The organism is Erythrobacter sp. RANMB8, from assembly GCF_056848235.1.
In genome coordinates this window covers 61523-85733 of sequence record NZ_JBREHG010000009.1, presented here as the reverse complement: position 1 = coordinate 85733, position 24211 = coordinate 61523, and the positions used below count along the sequence as shown (strand labels likewise).

The 24211-nt window shown below is 63.5% G+C and carries 24 protein-coding genes; 12 read left to right on the top strand and 12 right to left on the bottom strand.

The window, feature by feature from the left end; genetic code table 11:
- The first annotated feature begins 26 nt into the window (after positions 1-26).
- The 3 genes from ACU0AG_RS11515 to ACU0AG_RS11505 are packed head-to-tail and all read left to right on the top strand — an operon-like array spanning position 27 to position 2719.
- The gene (locus ACU0AG_RS11515; protein ID WP_482782427.1) at positions 27-902 is read left to right on the top strand and encodes a glycosyltransferase family 2 protein; all 876 of its coding nucleotides are present in this window, start codon (positions 27-29) and stop codon (positions 900-902) included.
- 1 nt (position 903) lies between these two features.
- Complete coding sequence (locus ACU0AG_RS11510; protein ID WP_482782426.1) at positions 904-1875, top strand: glycosyltransferase family 2 protein; 972 nt, start codon at positions 904-906, stop codon at positions 1873-1875.
- Between the two features lie 40 nt (positions 1876-1915).
- On the top strand, positions 1916-2719 hold the full coding sequence (locus ACU0AG_RS11505; protein ID WP_482782425.1) for a glycosyltransferase: 804 nt from the start codon (positions 1916-1918) through the stop codon (positions 2717-2719).
- Positions 2720-2736: 17 nt separating this feature from the next.
- Here ACU0AG_RS11505 and ACU0AG_RS11500 read toward each other — a convergent pair whose 3' ends face one another.
- Together ACU0AG_RS11500 and ACU0AG_RS11495 are read right to left on the bottom strand one after the other, a co-directional pair.
- Positions 2737-4089 carry an O-antigen ligase family protein gene (locus ACU0AG_RS11500; RefSeq protein WP_482782424.1) on the bottom strand — a complete coding sequence of 451 codons (1353 nt, stop codon included), beginning with the start codon at positions 4087-4089 and terminating at the stop codon, positions 2737-2739.
- A 9-nt stretch (positions 4090-4098) separates the two neighbouring features.
- Complete coding sequence (locus tag ACU0AG_RS11495; RefSeq protein ID WP_482782423.1) at positions 4099-4734, bottom strand: acyltransferase; 636 nt, start codon at positions 4732-4734, stop codon at positions 4099-4101.
- A gap of 216 nt (positions 4735-4950) precedes the next feature.
- Here ACU0AG_RS11495 and ACU0AG_RS11490 point away from each other — a divergent pair, with 216 nt between their 5' ends.
- From ACU0AG_RS11490 to ACU0AG_RS11480, 3 genes are all read left to right on the top strand, one after another.
- Complete coding sequence (locus ACU0AG_RS11490; RefSeq protein WP_482782422.1) at positions 4951-5220, top strand: spike base protein, RCAP_Rcc01079 family; 270 nt, start codon at positions 4951-4953, stop codon at positions 5218-5220.
- Positions 5220-8039: a hypothetical protein gene (locus tag ACU0AG_RS11485; RefSeq protein ID WP_482782421.1), complete on the top strand. Its 2820-nt coding sequence runs from the start codon at positions 5220-5222 to the stop codon at positions 8037-8039. The genes ACU0AG_RS11490 and ACU0AG_RS11485 overlap by 1 nt, the downstream gene beginning before the upstream one ends.
- A gap of 93 nt (positions 8040-8132) precedes the next feature.
- Positions 8133-9470, top strand: a complete 1338-nt coding sequence (locus tag ACU0AG_RS11480; RefSeq protein WP_482782420.1) for a lipopolysaccharide biosynthesis protein — start codon at positions 8133-8135, stop codon at positions 9468-9470.
- Between the two features lie 4 nt (positions 9471-9474).
- On the opposite strand, the gene ACU0AG_RS11475 is transcribed toward ACU0AG_RS11480, so the two are convergent.
- From ACU0AG_RS11475 to rfbA, 7 genes are all read right to left on the bottom strand, one after another.
- On the bottom strand, positions 9475-10707 hold the full coding sequence (locus ACU0AG_RS11475; protein ID WP_482782419.1) for an acyltransferase family protein: 1233 nt from the start codon (positions 10705-10707) through the stop codon (positions 9475-9477).
- Positions 10625-11758 carry a Coenzyme F420 hydrogenase/dehydrogenase, beta subunit C-terminal domain gene (locus ACU0AG_RS11470; RefSeq protein WP_482782418.1) on the bottom strand — a complete coding sequence of 378 codons (1134 nt, stop codon included), beginning with the start codon at positions 11756-11758 and terminating at the stop codon, positions 10625-10627. The genes ACU0AG_RS11475 and ACU0AG_RS11470 overlap by 83 nt, the downstream gene beginning before the upstream one ends.
- A gap of 85 nt (positions 11759-11843) precedes the next feature.
- Complete coding sequence (locus ACU0AG_RS11465) at positions 11844-13070, bottom strand: polysaccharide pyruvyl transferase family protein (protein ID WP_482782417.1); 1227 nt, start codon at positions 13068-13070, stop codon at positions 11844-11846.
- Between the two features lie 2 nt (positions 13071-13072).
- Entirely contained in the window at positions 13073-14068 is a 996-nt protein-coding gene (gene rfbB / locus ACU0AG_RS11460; RefSeq protein ID WP_482782416.1) for a dTDP-glucose 4,6-dehydratase, read from the bottom strand.
- Positions 14061-14918 (bottom strand): dTDP-4-dehydrorhamnose reductase, encoded by an 858-nt coding sequence (gene rfbD, locus ACU0AG_RS11455; RefSeq protein ID WP_482782415.1) that lies wholly within the window; start codon positions 14916-14918, stop codon positions 14061-14063. The genes rfbB and rfbD overlap by 8 nt, the downstream gene beginning before the upstream one ends.
- Positions 14915-15460 (bottom strand): dTDP-4-dehydrorhamnose 3,5-epimerase, encoded by a 546-nt coding sequence (rfbC, locus tag ACU0AG_RS11450; protein WP_482782414.1) that lies wholly within the window; start codon positions 15458-15460, stop codon positions 14915-14917. Before rfbC ends, rfbD begins: the two co-directional genes overlap by 4 nt.
- Positions 15457-16362, bottom strand: a complete 906-nt coding sequence (gene rfbA / locus ACU0AG_RS11445) for a glucose-1-phosphate thymidylyltransferase RfbA (RefSeq protein ID WP_482782413.1) — start codon at positions 16360-16362, stop codon at positions 15457-15459. Before rfbA ends, rfbC begins: the two co-directional genes overlap by 4 nt.
- A 190-nt stretch (positions 16363-16552) precedes the next feature.
- Here rfbA and ACU0AG_RS11440 point away from each other — a divergent pair, with 190 nt between their 5' ends.
- From ACU0AG_RS11440 to ACU0AG_RS11415, 6 genes are all read left to right on the top strand, one after another.
- Positions 16553-17251: a class I SAM-dependent methyltransferase gene (locus tag ACU0AG_RS11440; protein WP_482782412.1), complete on the top strand. Its 699-nt coding sequence runs from the start codon at positions 16553-16555 to the stop codon at positions 17249-17251.
- On the top strand, positions 17248-18186 hold the full coding sequence (locus tag ACU0AG_RS11435) for a glycosyltransferase family 2 protein (protein ID WP_482782411.1): 939 nt from the start codon (positions 17248-17250) through the stop codon (positions 18184-18186). The genes ACU0AG_RS11440 and ACU0AG_RS11435 overlap by 4 nt, the downstream gene beginning before the upstream one ends.
- A 31-nt stretch (positions 18187-18217) precedes the next feature.
- A complete protein-coding gene (locus ACU0AG_RS11430; protein ID WP_482782410.1) occupies positions 18218-18796 on the top strand; it encodes a lasso peptide biosynthesis B2 protein in 579 nt (192 codons plus the stop codon).
- A gap of 93 nt (positions 18797-18889) precedes the next feature.
- Positions 18890-19162 (top strand): hypothetical protein, encoded by a 273-nt coding sequence (locus ACU0AG_RS11425; RefSeq protein WP_482782409.1) that lies wholly within the window; start codon positions 18890-18892, stop codon positions 19160-19162.
- Positions 19163-19333: 171 nt separating this feature from the next.
- On the top strand, positions 19334-20677 hold the full coding sequence (locus tag ACU0AG_RS11420) for an O-antigen ligase family protein (protein WP_482782408.1): 1344 nt from the start codon (positions 19334-19336) through the stop codon (positions 20675-20677).
- Entirely contained in the window at positions 20674-21396 is a 723-nt protein-coding gene (locus tag ACU0AG_RS11415; protein ID WP_482782407.1) for a hypothetical protein, read from the top strand. The genes ACU0AG_RS11420 and ACU0AG_RS11415 overlap by 4 nt, the downstream gene beginning before the upstream one ends.
- On the opposite strand, the gene mmsB is transcribed toward ACU0AG_RS11415, so the two are convergent.
- From mmsB to ACU0AG_RS11400, 3 genes are all read right to left on the bottom strand, one after another.
- A complete protein-coding gene (gene mmsB / locus ACU0AG_RS11410; RefSeq protein ID WP_482782406.1) occupies positions 21380-22246 on the bottom strand; it encodes a 3-hydroxyisobutyrate dehydrogenase in 867 nt (288 codons plus the stop codon). The two genes, ACU0AG_RS11415 and mmsB, sit on opposite strands and share 17 nt — an antisense overlap.
- Positions 22247-22351: 105 nt before the next feature.
- A complete protein-coding gene (locus tag ACU0AG_RS11405) occupies positions 22352-23146 on the bottom strand; it encodes an enoyl-CoA hydratase-related protein (protein ID WP_482782405.1) in 795 nt (264 codons plus the stop codon).
- A complete protein-coding gene (locus tag ACU0AG_RS11400; RefSeq protein WP_482782404.1) occupies positions 23143-24198 on the bottom strand; it encodes an enoyl-CoA hydratase/isomerase family protein in 1056 nt (351 codons plus the stop codon). The genes ACU0AG_RS11405 and ACU0AG_RS11400 overlap by 4 nt, the downstream gene beginning before the upstream one ends.
- Between the last annotated feature and the right edge of the window lie 13 nt (positions 24199-24211).

Genomic DNA, 24211 nt, shown 5'->3' with positions numbered 1-24211 from the left:
CGGCAAGACTTTGGTGGGAAACCCAGATGACCGACCCCGTCCCCTTTACCGTGATCATCCCCGCCCATAACGAACAGAGCGTCATTGCGCGCTGTCTGGAAACGGCACTGCGCGGTGCGCCGGACAACCACCGGATGCAGATCATTGTCGCTGCCAACGGATGCTCGGACCGTACCGTTGCCGTTGCGAAGCAGGCGGCGCCAGGCGCGCTGGTGCTCGATTTGCCCCAAGGGTCGAAAACCCTGGCGATGAATGAAGCGGCGCGTCACGCCAAAGGCTTTCCGCGCATCTTCCTCGATGCCGACGTTCAATGCGAGTACCGCGCTTTGGCTGCGCTTGCCGAGGAACTTTGCAAGCCCGGCGTAATGGCAGCCTCGCCCGCCATCGCAATGGACCTGTCGCGCTCAAGCTTCCTCGTGCGCGCCTATTATCGCGTATGGCTGACCCAGCCCTATGTGCAGCGGGCCATGGTCGGTTCGGGATGCTTTGGCCTGTCGCAAGCCGGCTTCGAACAAATCGGCGAGTTTCCGCCAATCACCGGTGACGACATCTGGGTCCATTCGCGCTTCACCGAGGATGAGCGTCGCAGTGTCCGGCATGACAAGGACGGGCGGCCTGTGTCCTTTCTCGTCTCTCCGCCACGCAGGATCGCCGACCAGATCCGTGTCGAAACCCGTCGCCGCCTTGGCAACGAGCAGGTCATGGCGCTCCATCCTGCACCGCATTTCAAGGGCTCGAACAACGCTGGCGACCTGACCGCGGCGTTGCGCAACGGCGCAACCATTGTCGACGTTGCCATTTACACCGCGATCAAACTGCTCACGCGGTTACGCGCCGGGTGGGCCAAGCGGCGCCAGACAACCATTGTCTGGGAACGCGATCTGGCCGCGCGAGAAATCTGACATGACCGACGTCAACGCTGCACGCCCTGACATTTCCGTGCTGATCGTGGCCTATAACTCGGCCGCCCTGATCCCTGCCTGCCTCGGCGCGCTGACCGAAGCGGCGCGCGAGCACACCATCGAAGTGCTGATGGTCGACAACGGAGACGGATCGACTGAAAAGCTGGTCGCAGCGGACTATCCCGAAGTCCGGATCGTCCCCAGCAAGGGCAATATCGGCTTTGCGGCCGGCAACAACCTGCTCGCCCGTCACGCCCGCGCCGAACGGCTGCTGCTGCTCAACCCCGATATGGTGGTGCAGCCGGGATCGATCGATGCGCTGATGCGCGGCGCCAGTCGTCATCCCGAAGCCGGAGCATGGGGCGGCGTGACAGTGGACCCCAGCGGCAAGCCCGATGCCGGAAACGCCATTGCCATGCCCTCCCTCGCCGAATTCGCGAGCGTGGCGCTCGGCCGGTCGCAGATCGGCAATGCCCCGCTCAAGGGCCTCGACGGCGATACGCCGGTCGATGTGCTGATCGGTGGCTTCGTCATGTTCTCGCGCAAGGCGTGGGAAGAAGCTGACGGATTGGACGAACGCTATTTCCTCTATTGCGAGGAAGTCGACCTGTTCTACCGGCTCAAGCAGAAAGGCTACAGCTTCTGGCGGATTTCCGATGCCTATGGCCGGCACGAGGCGGCGCATGGCAACCATCTCTCGCCCATGCGCCTGCTTTACCGCGCGGCGGGCAGCATGGAATTCGTGCGGGCGCACTGGTCGCCCTTCGCGCGCGTCGCATCGGCGGTGCTGATCTGGGTGGCGGCGCTGGAGCGCTATCTTGCGGGCAAACTGCTCGGCGGGCGGCGCCCGCACCTGCGCCAGCTCGGCGAAGGTTATCGCTACGTTGCCCTGCGGCCCCAGTTCTGGATGTCGGGATACCATCGCGAGCGCGGGTTGATGGCCCGTCTCGCCCGCGGCCCGATCGGCGATTAGCCCCGGCCTGCCGTCTTTCCAAGTGTCAGAGGAACCTGCCGTGCAGCATTTCGTGCTCACCCGCTTCAACATCGCCAGTCCGGGCCGTGAAGCACCGATCCGCAATGCGCCCGGCTGGTTGGGTCGCCGGTTCGACCTGTTCGAGGCCTATTGCCTGCCCAGCATGGCCGCGCAGGAGCCCGGCACGTTCCGCTGGCTGATCTATTTCGACGAACAGACACCGCCCGAATTCCGCAGCCGGATCGAAGCGGCACAGGCCATCGTGCCGTTTGATGCGATTTTCGTAGGTCCGTTTCGCGCTGGCCTCGCCGCACTCGATGTGGCGGCGCGGCTGACAAGCCGGCACGGACGGCTGATCACCACCCGGCTCGATAATGACGACGCAGTATCGAGCGACTTTCTGGCCCGCGTAAAAGCAGAGGCGGACCGCTTTCCCGACGGTACGATCATCAACTTCCGCGAAGGAATCGCGCTTCAGAATGGTCGCCTTTACACTGCGGCCGACGAGAGCAATCCCTTCACCTCGCTGGTCGAGCAGGCAGCCGATGCGGCAACCATCTGGGCCGCCCCGCACACCGAACTCGCGACGCGCTTCCCCTTGCGTCAGGTCGTCACCGAACCGTGCTGGCTGCAAGTTGTCCATGGCGAGAATGTCGCCAACCGGATCAAGGGGAAACGGCTGGCGGACAAGGCCGTGCTTGCCCGGTTCGCGCTTGGCAAAAGCGTCGAAGTCGTTCCGACCGGCGCGTCGGCTGTGATGCTTGACCGGCTTATGGCCTACCCCGCCCGACAGGCGCGTGAGCTGGCGATAAGGCTGGCCAAGAAGGTGTTGAGACGCGGCTGAGCCGGCTTTCGGACTGCTTACCGGGCGGACGGCGGGGGAAGTGCCGAGGTTCGCAGATTCTGAGGCGGAGCCTGAACCGGCCTGTACGGCACACGATTGGCAGTGGCGATCGCGTAGCCGATGCTGACGCACATCCCCAGCATCATGTGGAACCATACTTGCGTCGACAGCCAGATCGACACGGAAACGATCCCGAGCGCGAACACCGCCATCGCGATTGCAAGTCCGCGCAGCGCCATTTTATCGATATACTGCTGGCCCGAGGATTTGCGGATGACCGCCAGAAGCGCAAGAATTGTCACGATCGCCAAGGTGAGAGAAGGAATGATCCCGAATTGAATGGCCATGAGCAGCCAATAGTGGTCGATTGATCCACTGACCATCCAGCTCGGCCGCTCCCATTCGGCATAGCCGATGCCGAACCAAGGGTTCTTCTCGACATTCATGGTGCCAAATCGCCAGATGAGCACGCGGTTGTAAGCGCTGAAGGAATTCAACGACGCATACCTCATAAGGAGATTGAACGAGCCTGACTGCGTCCCCAATTCCAATGCGAAGATCAAGATCCCGGACCCGATGAAAAACAGGCGCCAGGTTAGCTGCAAAAACCTTTCGCTTAGCCAATTGTAAACAATCAACATCATACTGACCGTAATCGCCAGCAGGGCGGCCGAACTGACAGTGAAAAAGCTGAAAAAAGCCGACACAACCCCCACGATCCGTGGCCAGCCGCGCAGCCCCGACATCCAGTAAAGCGGAAGGAAACTGGCGAAGAAGATGCCTGCAAGGATGGGGTGGGGAAAGGGACCGCGCGAGCGCATCAGCCCCATGCGTTCGTCTATCGGATAATAACCGCCGACACCGACAATCCCGCCGACAAATGGTTGCAGGATATGCCGCTTCAGCACCGCCTCAAGTACGATGAAGCCACCGGCGATCGCCAGACCGGGCACCATCATCAGCAGGAACAGCCTGACATCGCGCATCGACTGGAACGCTGCCCGCGCAAAGAAATAGGCGAGGCCGATATCGACTGTCTGGGCAATGGAGGAAGTGAAGAAGTCCTCGAAAGGCGATGTGTTGTATAGCGCCAGCCAGATCCATCCCGTTCCGATCAGCATCAGATAGTCGGGCAATACCCAGTTCCAGCGACCACGCAGGTTTGCCCCAACCACCAGCAGCGTCGCGGGGATCAGGAACAGGCGGTAGGGCGGCAAAACCACGCCCATCACCGTCAGGTTGAGCTGAGGGGGCAGCAACATGATGTAGCCGAGGACCACCGCCAGATAGACGAAGCGGTCGTCGGGCCTGGCCACCGGCCGGGCAACCATGGGCCGGTATGCAGCATTCGGGTTCATCAGGGTCGCCATGGAATGACTCTAGACCGAATTTCCCGGGGCATCAAAGGCGGATTGCGGCGAGGTGGTCTGTTCCGGTTTGCCTGCGCTGCCGGCGATCACCCGCTGGCTGACGACTTTTGCGGGGGACCCGGCGATGATGCTCATCGGAGGGAATATGCCCTTTACCACGGCGCCTGCAGCAACAATCGAACCATCTCCGATCGAGGTGCCCGGCAGAATGATTGCCCGCGTGGCGAGCCACACATCATTGCCGATGGTAACATCGCCTTCGGCCATAGGCTGGTCCGTCACCGGATGTCCGAGATCATGGCGGTAGGTCGCAGCGGTCACAAGCACATCGGGCCCGAACAGAACGTCGTCTCCCAGAACGATGCGCCCTTGCCCCGGCCCGGCCCACAAATGGCAGCGCGACCCGATCCGCACCCTTTTGCCGATGCTGATACGCTCGGGGTTCTGGAACACGGCGTCGGGACTGACATTGCCCGGCCCTTCGAAGGTCACCTGTCGCAGCGGCGCAACATGCGAGTAGTTATAGTAGTTCACTATCTTGAACAGATGCAGCCATGCACGCGGATCCATTACCGAGCCGACGAGGCGCAGAACTCTTTTGAAGCGATTCGGGCTGGCTTTTCGAACCGGTGAACTGGGTTCCATGGGAAAGCGGTCTTTCGTAGCTGGAAGCGCGGGCTGCAAGATCGTCCGATAACGCGGGAACGGCGACGCCGCAAAGGAAGAACCCCTTTGCCAGTATTGCGTGCGTCCACTTTTGCTGGCCAATGATGCAGGCACGCGAAAGCCGAACTACCCTCTTTCCTACACATAATCTTTCTGGTTCCTTCAAGGCATAAATTTTACCAGAAAGGTTACAAAATGCCGAATGATGCCTTCAGTTCCAGCAGTGACAGCCTAATCGCGCCCGCACGGCTTGCGTTCGACCTTGTGCCCGCAGACACGGGCGACTTGGCCTTCGCCACCAAAGCCATCTACATCGGATCGGGCGGAGACATCGTGCTGCGCGCCATCGGTTCGGAGACGGATGTGACCTTGCGCAATGTCGCCAGCGGGAGCGTGCTTGCCATCCGGGCAAGAGCCATCCGCGCCACCGGCACCACTGCCGCCAGCCTGGTCGGGCTCGCCTGATGAGCTGGCACGGCATCGGCCTGATTTCCGGCAACTGGGCACCGCTGTCGGGCATGGGATCGCTCACCGGCAATCTGCCGATCCTGCTGCCCGGCCCCCAATGGACCGGCACCAGCGGTTCGGGTTTTGCGACAGTCCCCGTCGATCCGCAGCGGATAACCGCAAAGCCGGCGCTGCGCCTGATCACCCCTCCCAACCAGCACTTCACCGATACTCTGGCTGTCGGCGTGATCGCCATGGCCAATGATGGTGGAACGCTCGCCACCGGCTTCGGGATCGAGAGCATTACCTTCCATTACGAAGGCCGGACGCTGACAGTGACCGAGCCGGGCTGGCATACGCTCATGACCGAGCGCGGGCCGCGCACCTATTTCGGATGGTGGGCCAGGCTCCGGCGCCCTCCGGGCCTGTCCGGCAAGGCTCACCTCTATGTCGAGGCACGCGCCCGCGACGCCACGATGCAACCCCGTATCCTCGGCCCGCTCAATTTCTCGCCGGTCGCGAGCGAGTATGATCTCGACCTCGAAATCAATCCCGATCTGCCGGAGATCGCGGGGAGGCGCTACCGGTCGTTCTGGCCTGCCATCAGCTATGCGCGCAGCCAGTTTCCGCACAACCCCCGGTTCCTGATCACCCGACCGGGCAAGTACGAGATCGAGCGTAACCCGGCCAACAACGGAGAGGCGCCCACCGATCAATACGCCATTACCGGGCGTTACACGATCGAGGCGAGCGTGCCCGGCGTTTCGATCGGCCGTCTTGGGTACGATAACGACGCGCTGGCGCTGATCCCCGGACACCGGACCTGGTGGCGGATCAAGGGGGCCAACATCACCTATGACACGCGCCATGTGCGCTATCTTTCAGCCGTGACCAATCTGCCTGATCCGGCGCATCTCGTTGGCCACTGGCTCGATGGCGTGACTGTCACTACCAGCGACCCCGACGGCAAGAACGAACTGTTCCGCGGCGGCACCACCCCGCGTTCGTCGCAAGTGGTGTTCGGCAATCCGATCTATACCGAATGCCACTTCATCAACCAGAACACGCCTGCGACCAAGGCGATGCTGATCCGCGGCTGCATGGTCGAAAACTCGTCGCAGGACATCATTTCCAACGCGCTGTGCGTGGTCCAGTCGACCTTTGCGGGCGGCGATCAGGACTTCTGGAACGGCGACGCACTCGCCTTCACTGTCACCATCCCCGCCGGCGATACGCTGGCGCGTGAAGGCGGCAATTCGTCCAGTGGTATCAACGGCGGGCTGTGGACGGCGGTCGTCTCCGGCACAACCTACACCTTCGATGTCGGCAATGGCAGCGAGGCCTACTATCTGCGTGCGCCTGCTGGCGGCTACAACGGTGTTTCCGGTATCGGCGGATACTGGTGCCGCGATGTCGTGGACTGGCTCAACACCCTCCCGGGCTGGTCGGCCACACTTTCCCCCGAATTTGCGGCCAAAGACCGGGTCGCGGCCTATCTCTCGCGGCCGGGTCTGAAGGGACAGGGTTTCGACGGCACGCCGCACCCGGTCATCACAGGGACCGGTCAGCCCGAACAGATCGTCTGGACCGCCGATACCCATGGCGACTGGTACCAGCATACGTCAGGCGAGCTCGAAAACGTGATCGTCGCATTCAACCGCGTGTGGAATGTCGAGGCGCAGCTGATCTTTCTGGCACCGATCCTCGCCAATGGCACCGCAGCCAGTCGCGACATCTTTTTCGTCGGCAATGCGATGGCGATCGATCCGATCGGAAAGCTTTACTACGATCCGCTCGCCGCGAGCAGCCAATTCAGTCGCCCGCACCCGATGAGCCACGTCGTCATTGCCCACAATACGCTGGCCAATCAGGGCCTGATCCTGAACACGATCACCGGCAACATCACCGATGGCGGATACAACCTCATCCGCAACAATGCGATGCGGTCGCTGCGGTGGACTGGCGCGCCGATGGCCGGAATGGTGATCGACGGGCTCTTGCTCCACGAAGGCGCTGCCGTGCCGCTGAGCGTCAGCAACTATCGGGTGGCGGGCAACCAGAACACGCTTTACGCCGGTTTTGCCGCGGGCGATTTCACCCCGACTGCCTTGATGCGCGAGAAGGGTCTGGTGCCAGCCATCGCGGTCGATGCGGGCCAGACCCCCTTCCCCGACCCTTGCGCTCCGGGAGCCATCGCCGCCGAGGCCGACGAACTGCTGGTGGTCGCGCCGCCCCCGACCGGCGGCACGGGCCTGTCGGCAGCCGGACTGGCGCTCTCCAATCTGCTGGCGGGCAAACCGACCAGCGGGATGTGGGACTATCGGCAGGCGACCAATCCCGGGTTGTGGAGCACCGCCAACATCAGCGGCGGAGCCGGCCCCGCTGCCCAGGGGATCGCCACCCGCCAGCCGGTCATCGACCCTGTCACCGGAGCCCTGTTCGACAACACCGACCAGATCGACGCGGCGACGGCATCGGACATCTACTCGGTGTTCATGCTGGTGCGCAAAGCTGCCGGATCGACGTCCGGGCAGTTGTTGCGCAATCTGGTCATCTATCAGGACGGATCGAATACCACCTTCACGAGTGCGGTTGCGGTCGACGGCACCGGCACGCTGCGACGCCGCGACCTTTACACCGCGCTGAACGATGCGGCGTGGCACAGGGTGAGTGCGGAAGGCCTGACCCTGACGGGCATTCTTCAGGTCGGACGCGATACCGGCGGCATGATCGGCAATGTGATGCTGGTCGTGGCCCTGCGCCACAGCGAGTTTGCCACCAACCTCGCAACGGCCAAGACCGCCGCTCTGGCCTGGCTTGCCGAGCAGCAGCCTTGATTCTTCGGGCAACGCGGGCTCTTGCCGGGCCCGCGTTGCTGCACTGCAACTTTGCACTCGCACAAGACCCGAAAATGCGGCAAGCGCGAAGGCATGCCTGTCCCGCAAAAACCCGAACGGAATGCGCCTGCCGCAGCGCAGCGCCTGGCAGCGGGCGTTGCCATACGTCTCAGGCATCACCGGGCAGCAATCCTTGCGCTGGCTGTGCGCGGATTTTCGGTGCTGGCGGCCTTCGCGGTCACCTATGTGCTCGGCAATCGCTACGGTCCTGAAGCAACGGGTGCCTATGCACTGGTGACCCAGACCGCCATGTTTCTTGCCGTTGCCGGGCTGCTTGGCCTCGATATCAGCGTGGTGCGGCATTTCTCCAGAGCGGTGGCACAGGCCATGCCGGTCGCGCTGCAATCGCTTGTGCAGGTGCTCGGCCTCGGCTTTGCGATGATGGGCGTGATCGCCGTCACGCTCTGGCTGGGCGGCGATCTGGTGTGGGAGCGGCTGTTCGGCAATGTCGTCGGGCGCGAGTTGCTGCTGGTGCTCTGCATCCTGCTGATCGGACGCGGCGGAGCGCAATTGCTGGGCGGATTGCTGCGCTCGCAGCACCAGTTCACCCTTGGGCAGGCGATTGCCGCGCTGACCGTGCCGGGCTGGACCGCGATTGCCCTTGTGACAGGCATCGCCCGCACGGTCGAAGACGCGCTGTGGGCGGCCGCCTATGCCGGACTGGCCTCGATCGCGATCGGCATGCTGGCGATGATGCGCCATACCGGGCGAGGCGACACAGCGGTGGCGATCCCGATGAAAGCGGTGGTGAACTCCTCGCTGCCGCTGTGGGGTGTCGGTATTACCCTCAATATTGGCGACTGGTACGGCTTGGTCGTTTCGGGCCAGATGCTGGGCGCCGCGGACACCGGCCTTTATCGCGTTGCAATGCAAGTCGCGGCACTTCTTCAAATCGTTTCTACGACGATATTTTCAGTCTATTCAGCCCAGATTAGTGCGGCCTTTCATGCTCATGAAAGGCAGACTGCAGCGCGACTAGCCAGATCAGCTTTCAGAGTCAGCATGGTGGCAGCCATCCCTCTTGCAGTCGCCATTCTCGTTGGAGGCGAGCTTCTCCTGGCCCAAATCGGTCCGGAATTCACTGACGCGATGCCCCTTTTGATCATTCTTACATTAGGGCAGTTTGCCTACGCGGTGTTCGGTCCGCCCGGCATGGTTCTGGCTATGTCGGGTCATGAACGGATCAATCTTGCCATCACGACAGGCGGAACGGTAATGATGCTGGTCGCGGCTCCGCTCGGAGCGTGGCTTGCCGGACCAGAGGGTTTGGTAACAAGCATGGTGCTCGTAATGCTGGCCAGAAACATCATCGCTTACGTTATCGTGCGGCGGAAAATGAGAATTAGCATCTGGGCAGGAACCGCCAGTTAGCAAATCAGACTGCGCCTTTGCCAACAATCCTATTTAAAGCGTGCGCAAGGGGTTTGATTTGCGCCAGAGCGCGCTCCTCAACCAGATGCCATGATAGAATCGCGAGCCCCAGCGTGATCGGCAGGGAGAGTGCGATGTTTGCCAGGGGGCTTACTCCCGGGACGCAATACGCAATGAGCTGCTGGACCGGAAAGGCGTAGATGTAGACGCCGTAAGAGTAGTCGCCAATCCGGTTAAAGAGGAGGATGCGGCCCTTGATTTCAAAACCGAACCATCCGGCTGCATATGTCAAGGCAACGACGAAAAACAGCGGTGCTAGGGGCGAATTGGCGGAGATGGCAGCCAATGCGCAAAGGCCCAAAGCCCAACGCCAATCGAAAGCAAAGACCCGCCGCCAGACATAGGCAAGCATCCCGAGCGAGAATGGAAAGGCCAAGGTGACAAGCAGGTCGACCCTGCGTGCCACCCCGCCGCCGGGCACCCATTGCAGGCAGTAAAGATAGGCGGCAGCCAAAAGCAGCGCGCATACAGAGAATGTCCAGCGCCGGCGCAAGAGCCCTGCAACTCCCGCAACCAAAACGCCGCCGTAACAGAGGACTTCGTAAAACAACGTCCAAAGGCTGCCGTTAATGGCAAGCGGATAGGGGTTGTCGGCAAACACGCCCGGCAAATCATATTGCAGGAAGGCGAGGCTCAGGTTGCGCGGGATATAGGCCAGCGTTCCCGGAGACAGCAGGAATGCCGCAGGCTGCAATGTGGTGACCATTGTTCCGACCAGAATTGTGATCAACAGAACCACAATCAGGCCGGGAAACAAGCGCAATACCCTCGCAGTTGCGAAACGGACAAGATCGGGGCTTCGCTCGAAGCTGTTGGAAATGAGCAAACCGGACAGGGCAAAGAACAATGCCACAGCCAGCCCACCCAATGACATCCCCGCAATATGTTCAAAAGGCTCAGTCGCACCGCGCCCCAGAGCGATAGGAAAAGCGTGCGACACGAGAACCGCAGACGCAGCAATCAGACGGATCAGATTAAGGTTGTTGTCCCTACCGGCGAGCTGATCGGCAAGAATCGTCCGCTTAGCTGGGGGGGGGGGGGGGAGGGGGTCATGGCCACCGACGAGCTGGCATTTGGATTTTTCTTTTCGCACATTACTCCCCCCGCTTCCCCGCCAGCCGCCGCAAAGTTCCCAAGAGGCTGCGAAGGTTCTCCTTTGCTCCCAGCATTCGCGCATTGCGTCCCAGCGCAAGGCCCGAAAAGCGCGGGCGCTTGCGGCCGGTCAGGGCCATCGCCGTCAGCCGTGACAGCACCAGCCCTTTGCGCTTGGCCTGAAACGGCTGCATCCGCGCAATCGCAGCAATTTCGACCGGTTCGGTCAGCAGGGTGCCCGCCCCCATCGCCTCGGCGACCAGCGCCTCGCCCTTGCGGGTGCGGGTCAGCACGAGGCTGCGGCCTTCCTGCTCCTCGAACAGCGGGCGTCCGGCCTCGTCGAGGTGCCAGCCATCGGCGCACACCACATCCGCAAACTCGCCGATCCCGTCGGGGCAGATCTTGCAGCGGAATTGCAGGTGGCGATTGAGGATCGTACCCCAGCTGGTGTCGTAATCCATGGTGAAGCGGCGACCATCCGCCAGCTCTGCCGTTGCGAACCCCGGCCAGCCGTCTCCGCGGAACCGGAAAGCGGTGACCGCATTCTCGTCCTCCACCCCCATGGCCTTGAGCAGCGCCGAGGTGCCGCGATAGCTGGGCACGCCTGCACACATGAAGGCGAACATGAAAGGCACCTTGGCATCGACGCGTGTGTCGTGGCGGGCCAGTTGCCGCAATCCCGCGACATCGCAGGGCTTGCCGACGAAAGCGAACCGCCCCGGCGCATCGAGCCGTGCGGCAATATCCTCCAGCGGCGATGACGGCGCATAGCGCGATCCGGCGGCGCGGAACACGTCATCGCGCCCGGTGCTGATCACAAGAGCATTACGAACCGGCGAATCCTCCGCCACCGCCGTCTGCACCACGTAATCGATCTGGCCGGTGTTCAGCAGATGCACCAGCATCGCGGACAATCCGCCTCCGGACGAGGCATTGCGGCGCAGTTCGGCATCGGAACTCCAGCCCAGCCGGGCGGTGATGAGCGGGCCCCAGACCGGATGATACTCGGCCTCGTGGCTGGCCGGATCGTGCCGGATATTCGCGCCGGGGCAGGCGGCGTCGATCAGACGGGCCTGCTCTGCCCCCACTTCGCCAACAACCATCGGGCGACGGTAGCCCTGCGCGGAATTCTGCATGACAATCGCCGGCCGTGCCCGATCCCCGATCCCCGCGCACATGCCGCAACCGGCGCACAGACCGTTGGCGGTGATCGTCCCGACATCAAGCACGGGCGGCAACCTGCGCGATCGTCTGGCCGAGGAATGCGCGGTAGCTTTCAAGCCGCCGCCGTGCCTCGGCATTGGCGGCGATGGCGTCGGCGCGCACCTTGGGCAGATCGGCCAGCGCCTTGTCCACGGTCTCCAGCGCGGCTTCGTTGGTGGTGCTGGTCATGTCGACATTCCAGCCATAACCGAGCGAATCGAACAGGCCGTTGAACTTGCGGCTGTAACCCAGCGGGACCACCGCCGTATCGGACGAGATCGCCGCGATGGTCGCGTGCATCCGACTGCCCATCAAGAGATCGAGATTGGCGATGTAGGTCTTGGCCTGCGACGGCCCTGCAAATCGCGGCGGCAGGATCGCCTGCGGATAACGCTCGCGCAGCGCCTCGGACGCGGCGTAATCATCCTCGTGCGCAAGGAAGCTCGCCAGCACGTGCGGCACGAAATGCAGCTCGATCCGGGGATCGCTGGTCAGCCGTTCAAGCAGGGCATCGATCAGCGCGGGGTAATCGACCGTCAGCTTGATCTTGTCACCAGCCGCCACCGCCAGATCGCGGCGGTACATCAGGGCAGAGACATTCAGGCCGACCTTGATTGTGCCCGATGCCAGATCGCGCCCGTCCTTGTCGGCAGGCCGGTCATAGGGCAGCGCGAAGGCAACATCGGTGGTCAGCGAGGATTTGCCCGCCAACCCCATTTCGCCCAGCAGGCGATAGGATGTCTCGTCACGCGCAAAGATATGCCGCGCCAGCTTGAGCACGCCTTGCGCCGCCAGCCTCGCCTTGCCGTCGGTAAAGGGCCCGATGGTCTGCGGGCTCAGCACCAAGGGCTTTCCGCGCCCTGCCGCGATCACCTTGGACAGCAGCATCATCCCGTACCGGCCCCACGAGTAGATATCGGAGAAACTGTCCCCCGAACCGATATCGAACACGATATCGCAGCGCGCCATGGTGCGGTGCAGATCGGACCATGGCTTGGCCAGCGCCTTGTAGCCGACGTTGACGAAGTCGTTGGGGTAGGCGGTTTCCTGACTGTAATCGACCTGCCCGCGCGATCCCATCAGATGGAACACCGGCTGGCGGCCGGCAGCTTCTGCCGCGGCCGCGATCAGGTTGATGTTCGCCAGCGTCAGCGCGCCGACGCCGAGGTTTTCCGATTTGAAGGTGTGCCACAGCAGCCCGATATGGAGCGGCGGGAGCGCGGCGGCATTCGTGCTGTCAGCCATGTTCAACCCGCCAGCAGCGGCCGCCACCACGCCTCGCGGTCGAGATACCAGCGCAGCGTCTGGCGCAGCCCGTCCTCGAAACCGTGCGCGGGTGCATAGCCGAGTTCGGCGCGGGCCTTGGTCTCGTCGATCGCATAGCGCCGGTCGTGCCCGGCGCGGTCGGTGACGAAGGTCTTGAGGCTGCTGGTGGCCTCGCCCTTCGCGGCAGGCGCATCGGGATAGCGTTCGGCCAGCCCGTCCACTTCGGCAAAGGCGCGGTCAACTTCGGCGCAGATCGTGTCGATCACCGTCATGTTAGGCAATTCCGCCCCGCCGCAGTGATCCTCGACATGCAGCCAATCGCGCACGTTCATCCCGTCGCCATAGATCGGGAGGTTGCGGCCATGCAGCGCGTTCAGCAGGAACAGCGGGATCAGCTTTTCGGGATACTGGTACGGCCCGTAATTGTTCGAACAATTGCTGGTCGTCACTTCCAGTCCGAAGGTGTGATGATAGGCGCGCACCAGATGGTCCGATGCCGCCTTGCTCGCCGAATAGGGCGAGTTGGGGGCATAAGGCGTCACCTCGCTGAAGGCCGGATCATTGGGGCCGAGCGATCCGAACACCTCGTCGGTGGAAATGTGGTGGAAGCGGTGCGGCACGCCGCTGCCCGCCAGCCATACGGCGCGCGCGGCCTTCAGCAGGCTGTTGGTGCCGAGGATGTTGGTGTCGATGAAGGCATCCGGCCCGCTGATCGAACGATCGACATGGCTTTCGGCTGCGAAGTGCACCAGCGTGGAGATACCGTGATCGCGCAGCAGTTGCTCGACCAGCGCGGTATCGCGGATGTCGCCTTCCACCAGCTCGGCATTGGGCGCACCTTCGATCGTGGAGCGGTTGCCGGCATAGGTCAGCGCATCCAGCACGATCACCCGGTCTTCGGGGTGCTTTGCGTTCCAGTAGTGCACGAAATTGCCGCCGATGAATCCGGCGCCGCCGGTAACAAGCAGATTAGCCAAGCTGAGCTTCCTCTTTGAGCATCAGGCGCAGGTTGGTGCGCCAGTGGACGGCTTCCTCGCCCAGCGCCGCGCGGGTGGCGCGACAATCGAGTAGCGAGAACGCCGGGCGCCGTGCAGGCGTGGGGTAATCGGCGGTGGTGATCGGGCGGATCACCGGAATGCGCGCCAACAGGCCGAGAGCATGGGCTTCCTCGGCGATGGCGACAGCGAAATCGTACCAGCTCGCAACGCCTGCATCGCTGTGATGAAATGTGCCGGCCTGCTTGCGTTCAACCAGACCCCAGATGGTGCGGGCAAGCCCTGTGGCCCAGGTGGGCGAGCCGATCTGGTCGCTCACCACGCCCAGTTCCTCGCGCTCCTTCATCAGGCGGATCATGGTGCGCACGAAATTCGCCCCGCCCGCTTCGTAAACCCATGCGGTCCGCACCAGCAGGTCTTCGGGGCGCAGCACATCCTCGCCTTCGGCCTTGGTGCGGCCATAGGCAGACTGCGGATTGCGCTGGCTATCGGGGGTATAGGGCTCGGACGCGGTGCCATCGAACACGTAGTCGGTGGACACGTGAACGACCTTTCCGCCCGTCCCCGCCATCGCTTCGACCATGACCCGCACAGCATCGGCATTGATCGCCCGGGCCAGCGCCTCGTCACCCTCGGCCCGGTCGACCGCCGTATAGGCCGCGGCATTGATGATCAGATCGGGCGCCTCGACAACCAGCCGGGCGGTCAGCATCGCCGCATCGGTCAGATCGACATCCTCGACATCGATCGCGTTGATATCGGCCCACTCGGGCGCAGTGCGCTGCAGCGCACCGCCAAGCTGGCCATTGGCGCCGGTAACGAGGACTCTCATGCGAACACCGGCACATCGGCGAGAGCAAGCCCGCGTGCGTCCTTTTCCGAAATCAGCGGGGTCACCCCGTCCAGCGGCCATTCGATCCCCACTGCGGGATCATCCCAGGCCAGCGTGAATTCGCTCTGGGGGGCGTAAGGCGCTGTGCATTTGTAGAGGAAGTCGGTGTCGTCCTCGAGCGTCAGGAAGCCATGGGCAAAGCCTTCAGGCACCCAGAACATCCGCTTGTTCTCGGCGCTCAGCTCCACGCCAACCCACTTGCCGAAGGTCGGTGATGAGCTACGCAGATCGACCGCGACATCGAACACTGCGCCATTGGTGACCCGCACCAACTTGCCCTGCGGCCCCGGATTCTGGAAATGCAGCCCGCGCAGCACGCCCTTCTGCGAGCGGCTGTGATTGTCCTGCACGAAGGCCAGATCAAGCCCGGCACCGGCAAACGCAGCCGCGTTCCATGTTTCCATGAAAAAGCCGCGCGCATCGCCGAACACGCGCGGTTCGATGATCAGCACATCGGGAATGGCGGTCGGGATGATGTTCACGGCAGCACCGGCGCTTCGAGCAGCTTGATCAGATATTCGCCGTAACCCGACTTCCGCAGCGGCTCGGCAATCTCGCGCAGGCGGTCGGCCGTGATGAAGCCCTGACGCCAGGCGATTTCCTCGGGGCAGGAGATTTTCAGCCCCTGCCGCTCTTCCGTGATGCGCACATAGGTTGCCGCATCGAGCAGCGAGGCATGGGTGCCGGTATCGAGCCACGCAAAGCCGCGCCCCATGATCTCGACCGACATCGTGCCTTCATCGAGATAGAGCCGGTTGAGATCGGTAATCTCAAGCTCGCCGCGGGGCGAAGGCTTGAGATCGCGGGCGCGATCCACCACGGTTTCGTCGTAGAAATAGAGGCCCGTCACCGCATAGTTCGACTTGGGAACCTTGGGCTTTTCCTCGATCGAAATCGCCTTGCCCGCTGCATCGAACTCGACGACGCCGAAGGCCTGCGGATCGTTCACGCGATAGGCGAACACGGTCGCTCCTCTGTCGCGGGCGTTGGCGTTCTTGAGCAGATCGGGCAGGCCGTGGCCGTAGAAGATATTGTCGCCAAGGATCAGCGCGCTTGGCCCGCCCTTCACGAAATCGGCGCCGATGTGGAACGCCTGCGCCAGTCCTTCGGGCTTCGGTTGCACTTCGTAAGACAGCGAGACGCCGAAATCCGCACCATCGCCGAGCACCCGCTGGAACTGCGCCGCATCTTCGGGGGTGGTGATGATGAGAATGTCGCGGATGCCCGCCAGCATCAGGGTGCTGAGCGGATAATAGATCATCGGCTTGTCGAAGATCGGCATCAGCTGCTTCGATACGCCGCGGGTCAAAGGATAGAGCCGGGTCCCCGATCCCCCGGCCAGGATGATCCCGCGCCTCGCCTTCACGCCTGCGTTATCACCCACCTGGCCACCTCATCGTTTAACACCACTGCGACCGGGTGCTGCATTGCAGCACGGACTTGGAGGGTCAATCGCCAAATACGGGAAAATCCCGAAAAAGTGGCTTTCCCCGCATCACTGCGCCGTTTAGGTGCAAGTGCGAAATAATGGACTTGTCGCAGGAGTTCACAGGCACCGGCTTGGAAGGTACCGCATGGCAGATGTGATTACCCCGATCTACACCCAGTCCCAGCGCGAAGGGATCGAGGCGATCTGCCCTCCCGGCCCGCGCCGGATTCTGGACATCGGCGGATCCTCCGGAAGGTTCGCACAGGCGATCAAGCAATCGCTTGGTGCCGACGCCGTATTCGTGGCCGATTATTCGGCCGATGCGCTGGCCAAGGCGGCGGAGATCACCGATGGCACATTTCAGGTCGATCTTAACCGCCGCGGTGCGATCACCGAGGCGCTGGCGAGCACAGATCCGTTCGATCTGGTGTTCTGCCTGTGCGTGCTCGAACATGTCTATGATCCCTGGGCGCTGATCGCCGAGCTGCACGAAACCCTGCCGATGGGCGCAACCATCGTCGCCTCGGTGCCCAATACCCAGCACCTGCGCTTCATCGCGCGCGTGGTTGGTGGCACCTGGCACTACGACCACACGGGGCTGTTCGACCGCACCCACATCCGCTTCTTCTCGCGCAAGTCGGCGGAAAAGCTGATGACATGCAGCGGGCTGGAACTGGTCGCCAGCCAGATGCGCATTCGCAACCGCACGCTGGCGCTGTTCGACAAGCTGACGCTCGGCCTGTTCCGCCGCTTTCTGGCGCTGCAATTCGAAGTGGTGGTGCGCAAGACGTCGGACAGCGTGCGCGATCCGGGTTTCTGCGGTGCGAATATCGCAGGCGCATGATGTCCAGCCCGTCGGTCGAACTGCTGCTGGCCACCTATAACAGCGAGCGTTTTCTGGCGCCGCTGCTGGAATCGCTGGCGACCCAGACGCATGACGATTTCGTGCTGGTGGTCTCCGACGATGGATCACGCGATGCCACGCTGGACATCATCGCGCAGTTCGCACCGCGTTTCCGTCATCCTCCGCGCATTCTTGAACACGACGCGCCATCCGGTTCGGCGATGATGAACTTCGCGCGGCTGCTTGGCGCGGCGAGCGCGGATTATGTCCTGCTTGTCGATCATGACGACATCTGGCACCCCGACAAGGTCGCCTGCGGCCTTGGCATGGTGCGCGCAGTGGAGGCGCAGCAGGGGGCAGACCATCCGGTGCTCGCACACGGCGATCTGCGTGTGATCGATGGCGATGGCGCGGTGTCGCGGCCCTCGTTCTGGGCGATGAAGCAGATCGATCCGGCCTGCTCGCAAAGCCTGCGCCGCACGCTGATCCACGCCTCGGTGGTGGGCTGCACGACCACGATGAACCGCGCACTGGTGCAGGCCTGCCTGCCGATCCCGGCCCAAGCTGTTATGCACGACTGGTGGATCAGCCTGATCGCAGCGGCACAGGGCACGGTGGTGTACGATCCTGTGCCGCATATCGATTACCGCATCCACGGCAACAACGTGTCGAACCCGCGCGAGGCATCGGCCAGCGCCGCCATGGGTCAGGCGAATTACCGCGCTGTCATGCAGCAGAAGCTGGCCGTGCGCGCACAGCAAGCCGCCGCGCTGGCGGAGCGGCTGGAACACGACGCGCCGGCAGCAGCATCCCTGTCCCGCCGGTTTGCTCAACTGCCGGAAATCGGCTTTGTCGCGCGGCGTCTTTCGATCCTGCGTCACCGCTTCCTGTTCCCCGGCGTTTGGAGAAATCTGGCTTTGGCAGTAGCAAGCTGAAGCGTCCCGCACGCAACACCAGCCAGAGCAGATGCTGACCATGAGTTCGATCGACACGGCTGACCGGTTCCTCGCGGAATGCGTCCGTTGCAGCCTTGCATCGGCCAGCCTGCCCACTTGGCCGGAGAGCTGGAACGATCCGGAGGGTGCTGCGCTGCTGGCAGCCCGTGCCGAGTTCCACGGCATAGCGCTGTTGCTCGGCAGCGCCCCGGGCTGGCCTGCACCGCTGTGCGAACAGCTGCTGTCCGAAGCACGGCTTCAAGTATCCGAAATCCCGCAGCGCAATCGCGCATCCTCCGCTGCGGCGAGAGCCGCTCCACCCGCCGGTGCTGCCGCGGTCATGGAACGGATCGCCTTTGTCCTGCCCCGCATCTCGGCGCGTCTGCCATGGCGGAGCGATTGCCTGATCCAGGCGATCGCCGCGCAGAACTGGCTTTCCGCCAAGGGTCTCGCCAGCGAGATCCGGATCGGGGTGGAGAAAGCCGACACGACCGGTTTCGGCGCCCACGCATGGCTGGTTCATGGCGAAACGATCGTGACCGGCGGCGATATCGGGCGCTATCACGTCCTCCTGACCGCCGAACCGCGGCGACATGACGGGAATGATTAACTTCTTTGTCCTAAGCATGTTGCCAAGCGTGCTGCATTGCGGTAACAACCTAAGCGAAGATTTCATTAGACACCTTCAGACAAGGGCAGAATTATGATCAAGACCGTTTCCCGCATGATGTTCGCCGCTGCTGCGGCCAGCATGGCATTCGCACCGATTGCCGCTCAGGCCGGCACCCGTGCAGGCGACAGCGGCGCGGTTTACAGCGCTTCGTCCTCGGTTCCGGGCATGGGCCGTGAAGACAACGGCGAATCGATCAAGAGCGGCCTCTCGATCGTGCTCGCCCTGATCGCCAGCGGCCTGATCATCACCGGCATCGTGTTCGCGACCCAGTCGGACGATGACGGCCAGTCGCCGGGCACCTGACAGGCGTCCAGCAACAGCTGACCCCTTGATATTCAAGCAACGCCCGGCCTTCACGACCGGGCGTTTCTTTTTCCGGACTGCCGTGGCGCGCTGTTCTTGCAGGCCAGGCCCGGCCTTCTCTCTCTCCGCGGACATCACACCTTGGAAAGACACGCGGCCCATCGCTTCGCTTTGCCTGCGCTGATACTGCTCCTGCTGGTTGCCTTCGCGCTCGGCGGCGGCGGGAGCCGCTTCGCCCTCGCCAACCTCGCCGTGCAGATCGCTGCCTTTGCCGCGCTTGCAACGGCCAGAGGCGGCTTTGTGCGCTTCTGGAGCGAATCACCGGCCCTGCTGCGAATCGCCATCGCACTCGCCTGCGCACTGCCGCTGATCCAGATCATCCCCCTGCCGCCATCGGTCTGGACCGCCCTTCCCGGCCGCGAACTCGTCACACGATCGCTGGAAATGACCGGTGCCGAGCCCGGCTGGATGACGCTGAGCCTCGATCCGCGCCGCACGCTGCTGGCACTCACTGCGCTGGTCACACCGCTGGCGGTGCTGGTCGCAGGCTGGAACCTGCCGCGCCACCGGCTGATCGACCTCGGCTGGCTGACAGTCGCGCTGGGACTTGTCACGATCGGCATCGGCGCGGTCCAGCTGGCCTCGCCTGCGGGCGATACCAGCCTGTTCAGCAACAGCGAGAACGGCGGCATCCTGCGCGGCACCTTTGCCAACCGCAATTCGACCGGCCTGCTGCTGGGCTTCGCACTGGCGTTGGCGGCTGTGCTGCCCCTTCCGGTGAAGTCGCTGCGCCCCCAGCCCGCGCTGCAAATCATCCGGCTGGGCGTGTGCGCGCTGCTGCTGCTCGGTATCGTCCTCACCAAGTCCCGCACCGCACTGGTGCTGGGGGCCATCCCGGTGCTTCTCGGCGGTGCACGACTGGTGTGGTGGTGGCTTGAAGAACGGCAGGGGTTGTCCGGCCCGAAACAGCATGGGGCCGGGCGGATAGTGCTGATTGCGCTCGCCGCCCTTGCGCTCGCCGCGACGGGAGCCGCCGCGCTGGTGGTTGCCGCTCCGGGCCGGATCAGCGAAACGCTCGAACGGTTCGAGGCCAAGGACGATCCGCGCCGCTTCATCTGGGATGATGCGACCTATTCGGTCGATCGCTACTGGCCCGCAGGCGCGGGGCAGGGCACCTTCGACGAGGTGTTCCAGATCGACGAATCGCTCGAAAACCTTACCCGCCGCAAGGCCGGGCGCGCGCATAATGACTATATCGAACTGGCGATCGAGGCCGGGATTGCCGGTCTGGCGATCGCGGCGCTGTGGGTGCTGGTGATCGGCTGGCTCAGCTGGCGTGCGCGCCTGTCTTCACGCCGGTGGATCGGGTGGAGCGGCAGTGCCTTCCTGCTCGCCATCGCGTTGCAATCGATCACCGATTATCCGCTGCGCAACCAGACAATGCTGGCGTTTGCCGGTCTGGCCTTGCTGCTGCTGGCCCATGTCGCGGCGAGCGGCGGGAGGGCCGAACGATGACAGGAAGGATTGTCTGGCTGGGTTCGCTGCTGGCTCTGGCCGTGCTCACTGCCATGTTGCAGGTCGACAAGCAGGCGGAAGTCACGCCTGAAGTCGCGGGCCTTGTGCCGCCACCCTTGCGCGATTTTGCCCAAACCCGCGTGACGCTTGCGGCGCTGGAATCCGGCGATCCGGCTGCGGCGCTGGCCGAAGCCGAAACGCTGGTGCGCCGCCGCCCTGTGCCGGCCGAATACCTCAGCCTGCTGGCGATTGCGCAGGCCAAGGCGGGCAAGGCGGAGCAATCCACGCTGACCATCCAGATCGCCGGACAGCGCGGCTGGCGCGAGCCGCTGGCGCAGGAAGCCGTGCTGCGGCTGGCGCTGGATGCCGGCGATATGCCCGAAGCGGCGCGTCGCTATGCCGCGCTGTTCCTGCGCACCGCGACGCCGGAAGCCTTGCTGGCCGAGCTCGGCCCGCAGGTGCTGGGCGAGGCAGGCGGACCCGGTCGCTCCACCATGACCGATATCGTCAGCGGGGGCGAGCGGTGGCACAGCCTGTTCCTGCGGCGCGGGCTGTCGGTCATGCCGCCCGATGCCTTCGCGGAAATCGCCGTGAGCAGCATGGCGCGGGGCGCTGACTTCGACTGCGGCCTGCTTGCGCAAACGGTGAAGGGCCTGGCCAATCGCGATGCTGCGGCGGCCGAACGGCTCCGGCAGGCGATGGTCAAAGCGTGCGGATGATCCCCGAAAAGTCGGTGCCCGCATTGTCCTTGGCAAAGGCTTCGTAGATCGCGCGGGCGTGATCGCCCAACTCGACCTTCGCCCCGGCACTCTGCGCCGCTTCCATCGCCAGCTTGAGGTCTTTCAGCATCAGCCCGGCGGCAAATCCGCCCTGATAGCCGTTATCCGCCGGGGTCACCGGCCCGACTCCGGGGACGGGGCAATAGGAGGTCATCGACCAGTTCTGGCCTGACGATACGCTGGAAATGTCATAGAATGTCTGCGGGTCGAGCCCCAGCTTCTGCGCCATGGCAAAGGCCTCGCAAGTGCCGATCATGTGGATCGCCAGCAGCATGTTGTTGCAGATCTTGGCCGCCTGCCCGTTGCCCGCTGCGCCCGCATGGATCACAGCCTTGCCCATGGCTTCGAGGATCGGCTTGGCGCGGGCGAAGGCCTCGTCCGACCCGCCGACCATGAAGGTCAGCGTGCCGCCCGCCGCCGCTGCGATGCCGCCGGAGACGGGCGCATCGACCATCTGGTAGCCGTGGGCCTCGGTCACCGAAATCACCTCGCGCGCGGTGGCGACGTCTATGGTCGAGCAATCGAGCAGGATCGCGCCTTCGGGGGCGTAGCCGATCACGTCGTCCCAATAGACTTGCTTCACGATCGCGCCGTTGGGCAGCATCGAGACGACCGCCTCGGCACCTTGGCAGGCCTCCTTCGCGGTGGCGAATGTGCTGCACCCCGCCTCACGCGCGGCGGCGAGTGCTGTTTCGCTCAGGTCGAAAGCGCGGACCTCGTGGCCTGCTTTCACAAGGTTGGCGGCCATCCCGCCGCCCATGTTGCCGAGGCCGATAAAGGCGATTTTCATTACTGTTCCCCTCTCTCGTCATCCCAGCGAAAGCTGGGACCTAGGGCCACCTTGCGCAGCGCTTTCCGCGCTAGACCCCAGCCTTCGCTGGGGTGACGCTTAAGCCTAACGCCCCTTCCACTGCCCTTCGCGCTTCTCGATAAAGGCGGCCATGCCCTCGGCCTTGTCCTCGCTCGCCGTCAGGATCTGGAATATCCGGCGTTCGACGATCAGGCCCTGATCGAGCGTCATCTCGAAGGCCGAGTTGACCATCTCCTTGTTCGCAATGGTCGCCATCGGCGGCATGGCGGCGATGGTCGCGGCGGTCTTGAGCGTCTCTGCGATCAGTTCGTCATGCGGCACCACGCGCGCCACCAGATTGCTGCGCTCGGCTTCCTCGGCGCCCATCATCCGGCCGGTAAGGCACATTTCCATCGACTTCGACTTGCCGATCGCGCGGGTCAGACGCTGCGAGCCGCCCATGCCCGGCGCGACGCCGAGCTTGATCTCGGGCTGTCCGAACTTCGCCTTGTCGCTCGCGATGATGAAATCTGCCATCATCGCGAGTTCGCACCCGCCGCCCAGCGCAAAGCCGTTGACCGCGGCGATCCACGGCTTGCGGGTCTTCTTGACGATTTCCGAAGTCCACGGGGCGAAGAAATCGTCGAGGTAGAAATCGGCCGCGGCCTTCTCGCTCATTTCCTTGATGTCGGCCCCGGCGGCAAAGGCCTTGTCGCCGCTGCCGGTGAGGATCGCGCAAAGCTGCGAGGCATCGGCCTGATAGGCGGCAAAGGCCTCGATCAGCTCCGCCAGCACCTGCGAATTGAGCGCGTTCAGCGCCTGCGGGCGGTTGATCGTCAGCAGGGTGACGCCCTGCGTGCCCCGCGCATCGGTTTCGACGGTGATGGTTTCGTAGGTCATAGGGGGTTCCATTCCTCGTCTGCGGGCAGGGGCGCGAAGATCGCATCGAGCAGGTCTTCGGTCACACCCTCAGGGGTTGCGGGGTCCCACTTGGGGTCGTTGGTCTTGTCGACAATCACCGCACGCACCCCTTCGGCAAAATCCGGGCGGGTCAGCACGCGGCTGGCGATGCGGTATTCCATCCGCATATTGTCGGCGAAGTCCGAAAGAGCGGCGCTTTCCGCCAGCTGGCGCAAGGCAACCTTGCAGGTCTGCGGGCTCTTGGTGCCGAGCGTGTCGCGCTCCTTCATCGCCCAGTCGTCTCCGGCGTCGGCAGCAGCTTCGAGGCTGGCGAGGATATCCTCGAAACGGTCGGAGTGGAAATGCTTGACGATCTTGTCGGCATTGGCCTCGATCCGCGCCTTTGGCGGAGTGCCGACCGGTTCGCTGAGGATGCCCGCAATCCGGTCCGGATGATCGTGGATGCGCGCCTTGATATCCTCCAGCATGTCGTGCGGCACGTAATGGGTGGCAAGCCCCGTCCACAGGCATTCCGACCCGTCGAGCCGCGCACCGGTCAATGCGAGGAATTGCCCGAGCCTGCCGCCGAGGCGCGAGAGATACCAGCCACCGCCGACATCGGGGAACAGGCCGATCCCGGTTTCGGGCATGGCAAAACGGGTGTTTTCGGTCGCCACGCGATACTTCGCGGGCTGGCTGATACCCACCCCGCCGCCCATCGTGATGCCGTCCATGAAGGCGACAATCGGCTTGGCATAGGTGAACATCTGATGATTGAGCTGGTATTCGTCGTGGAAGAACTTGCGGCCCGACGCCCCGCCATCGTTGAGTGCCGAATTGCGCAGGAAGGCAATATCCCCGCCTGCGCAGAAGCCACGCCCTTCGGCATGGTCGAGGATCACTGCCCTGATGCTGTCGTCATCCGCCCAGGCAGTCAGCGCCGCGCTCATCGCGTGGCACATCTCCAGCGTCAGCGCGTGCAGCGCCTTGGGCCGGTTGAGGCTGATATGGCCAATCGGGCCGTTGGTGGAGATCAGGACGTCGTCGGTCATAGTGCTTTCCTTG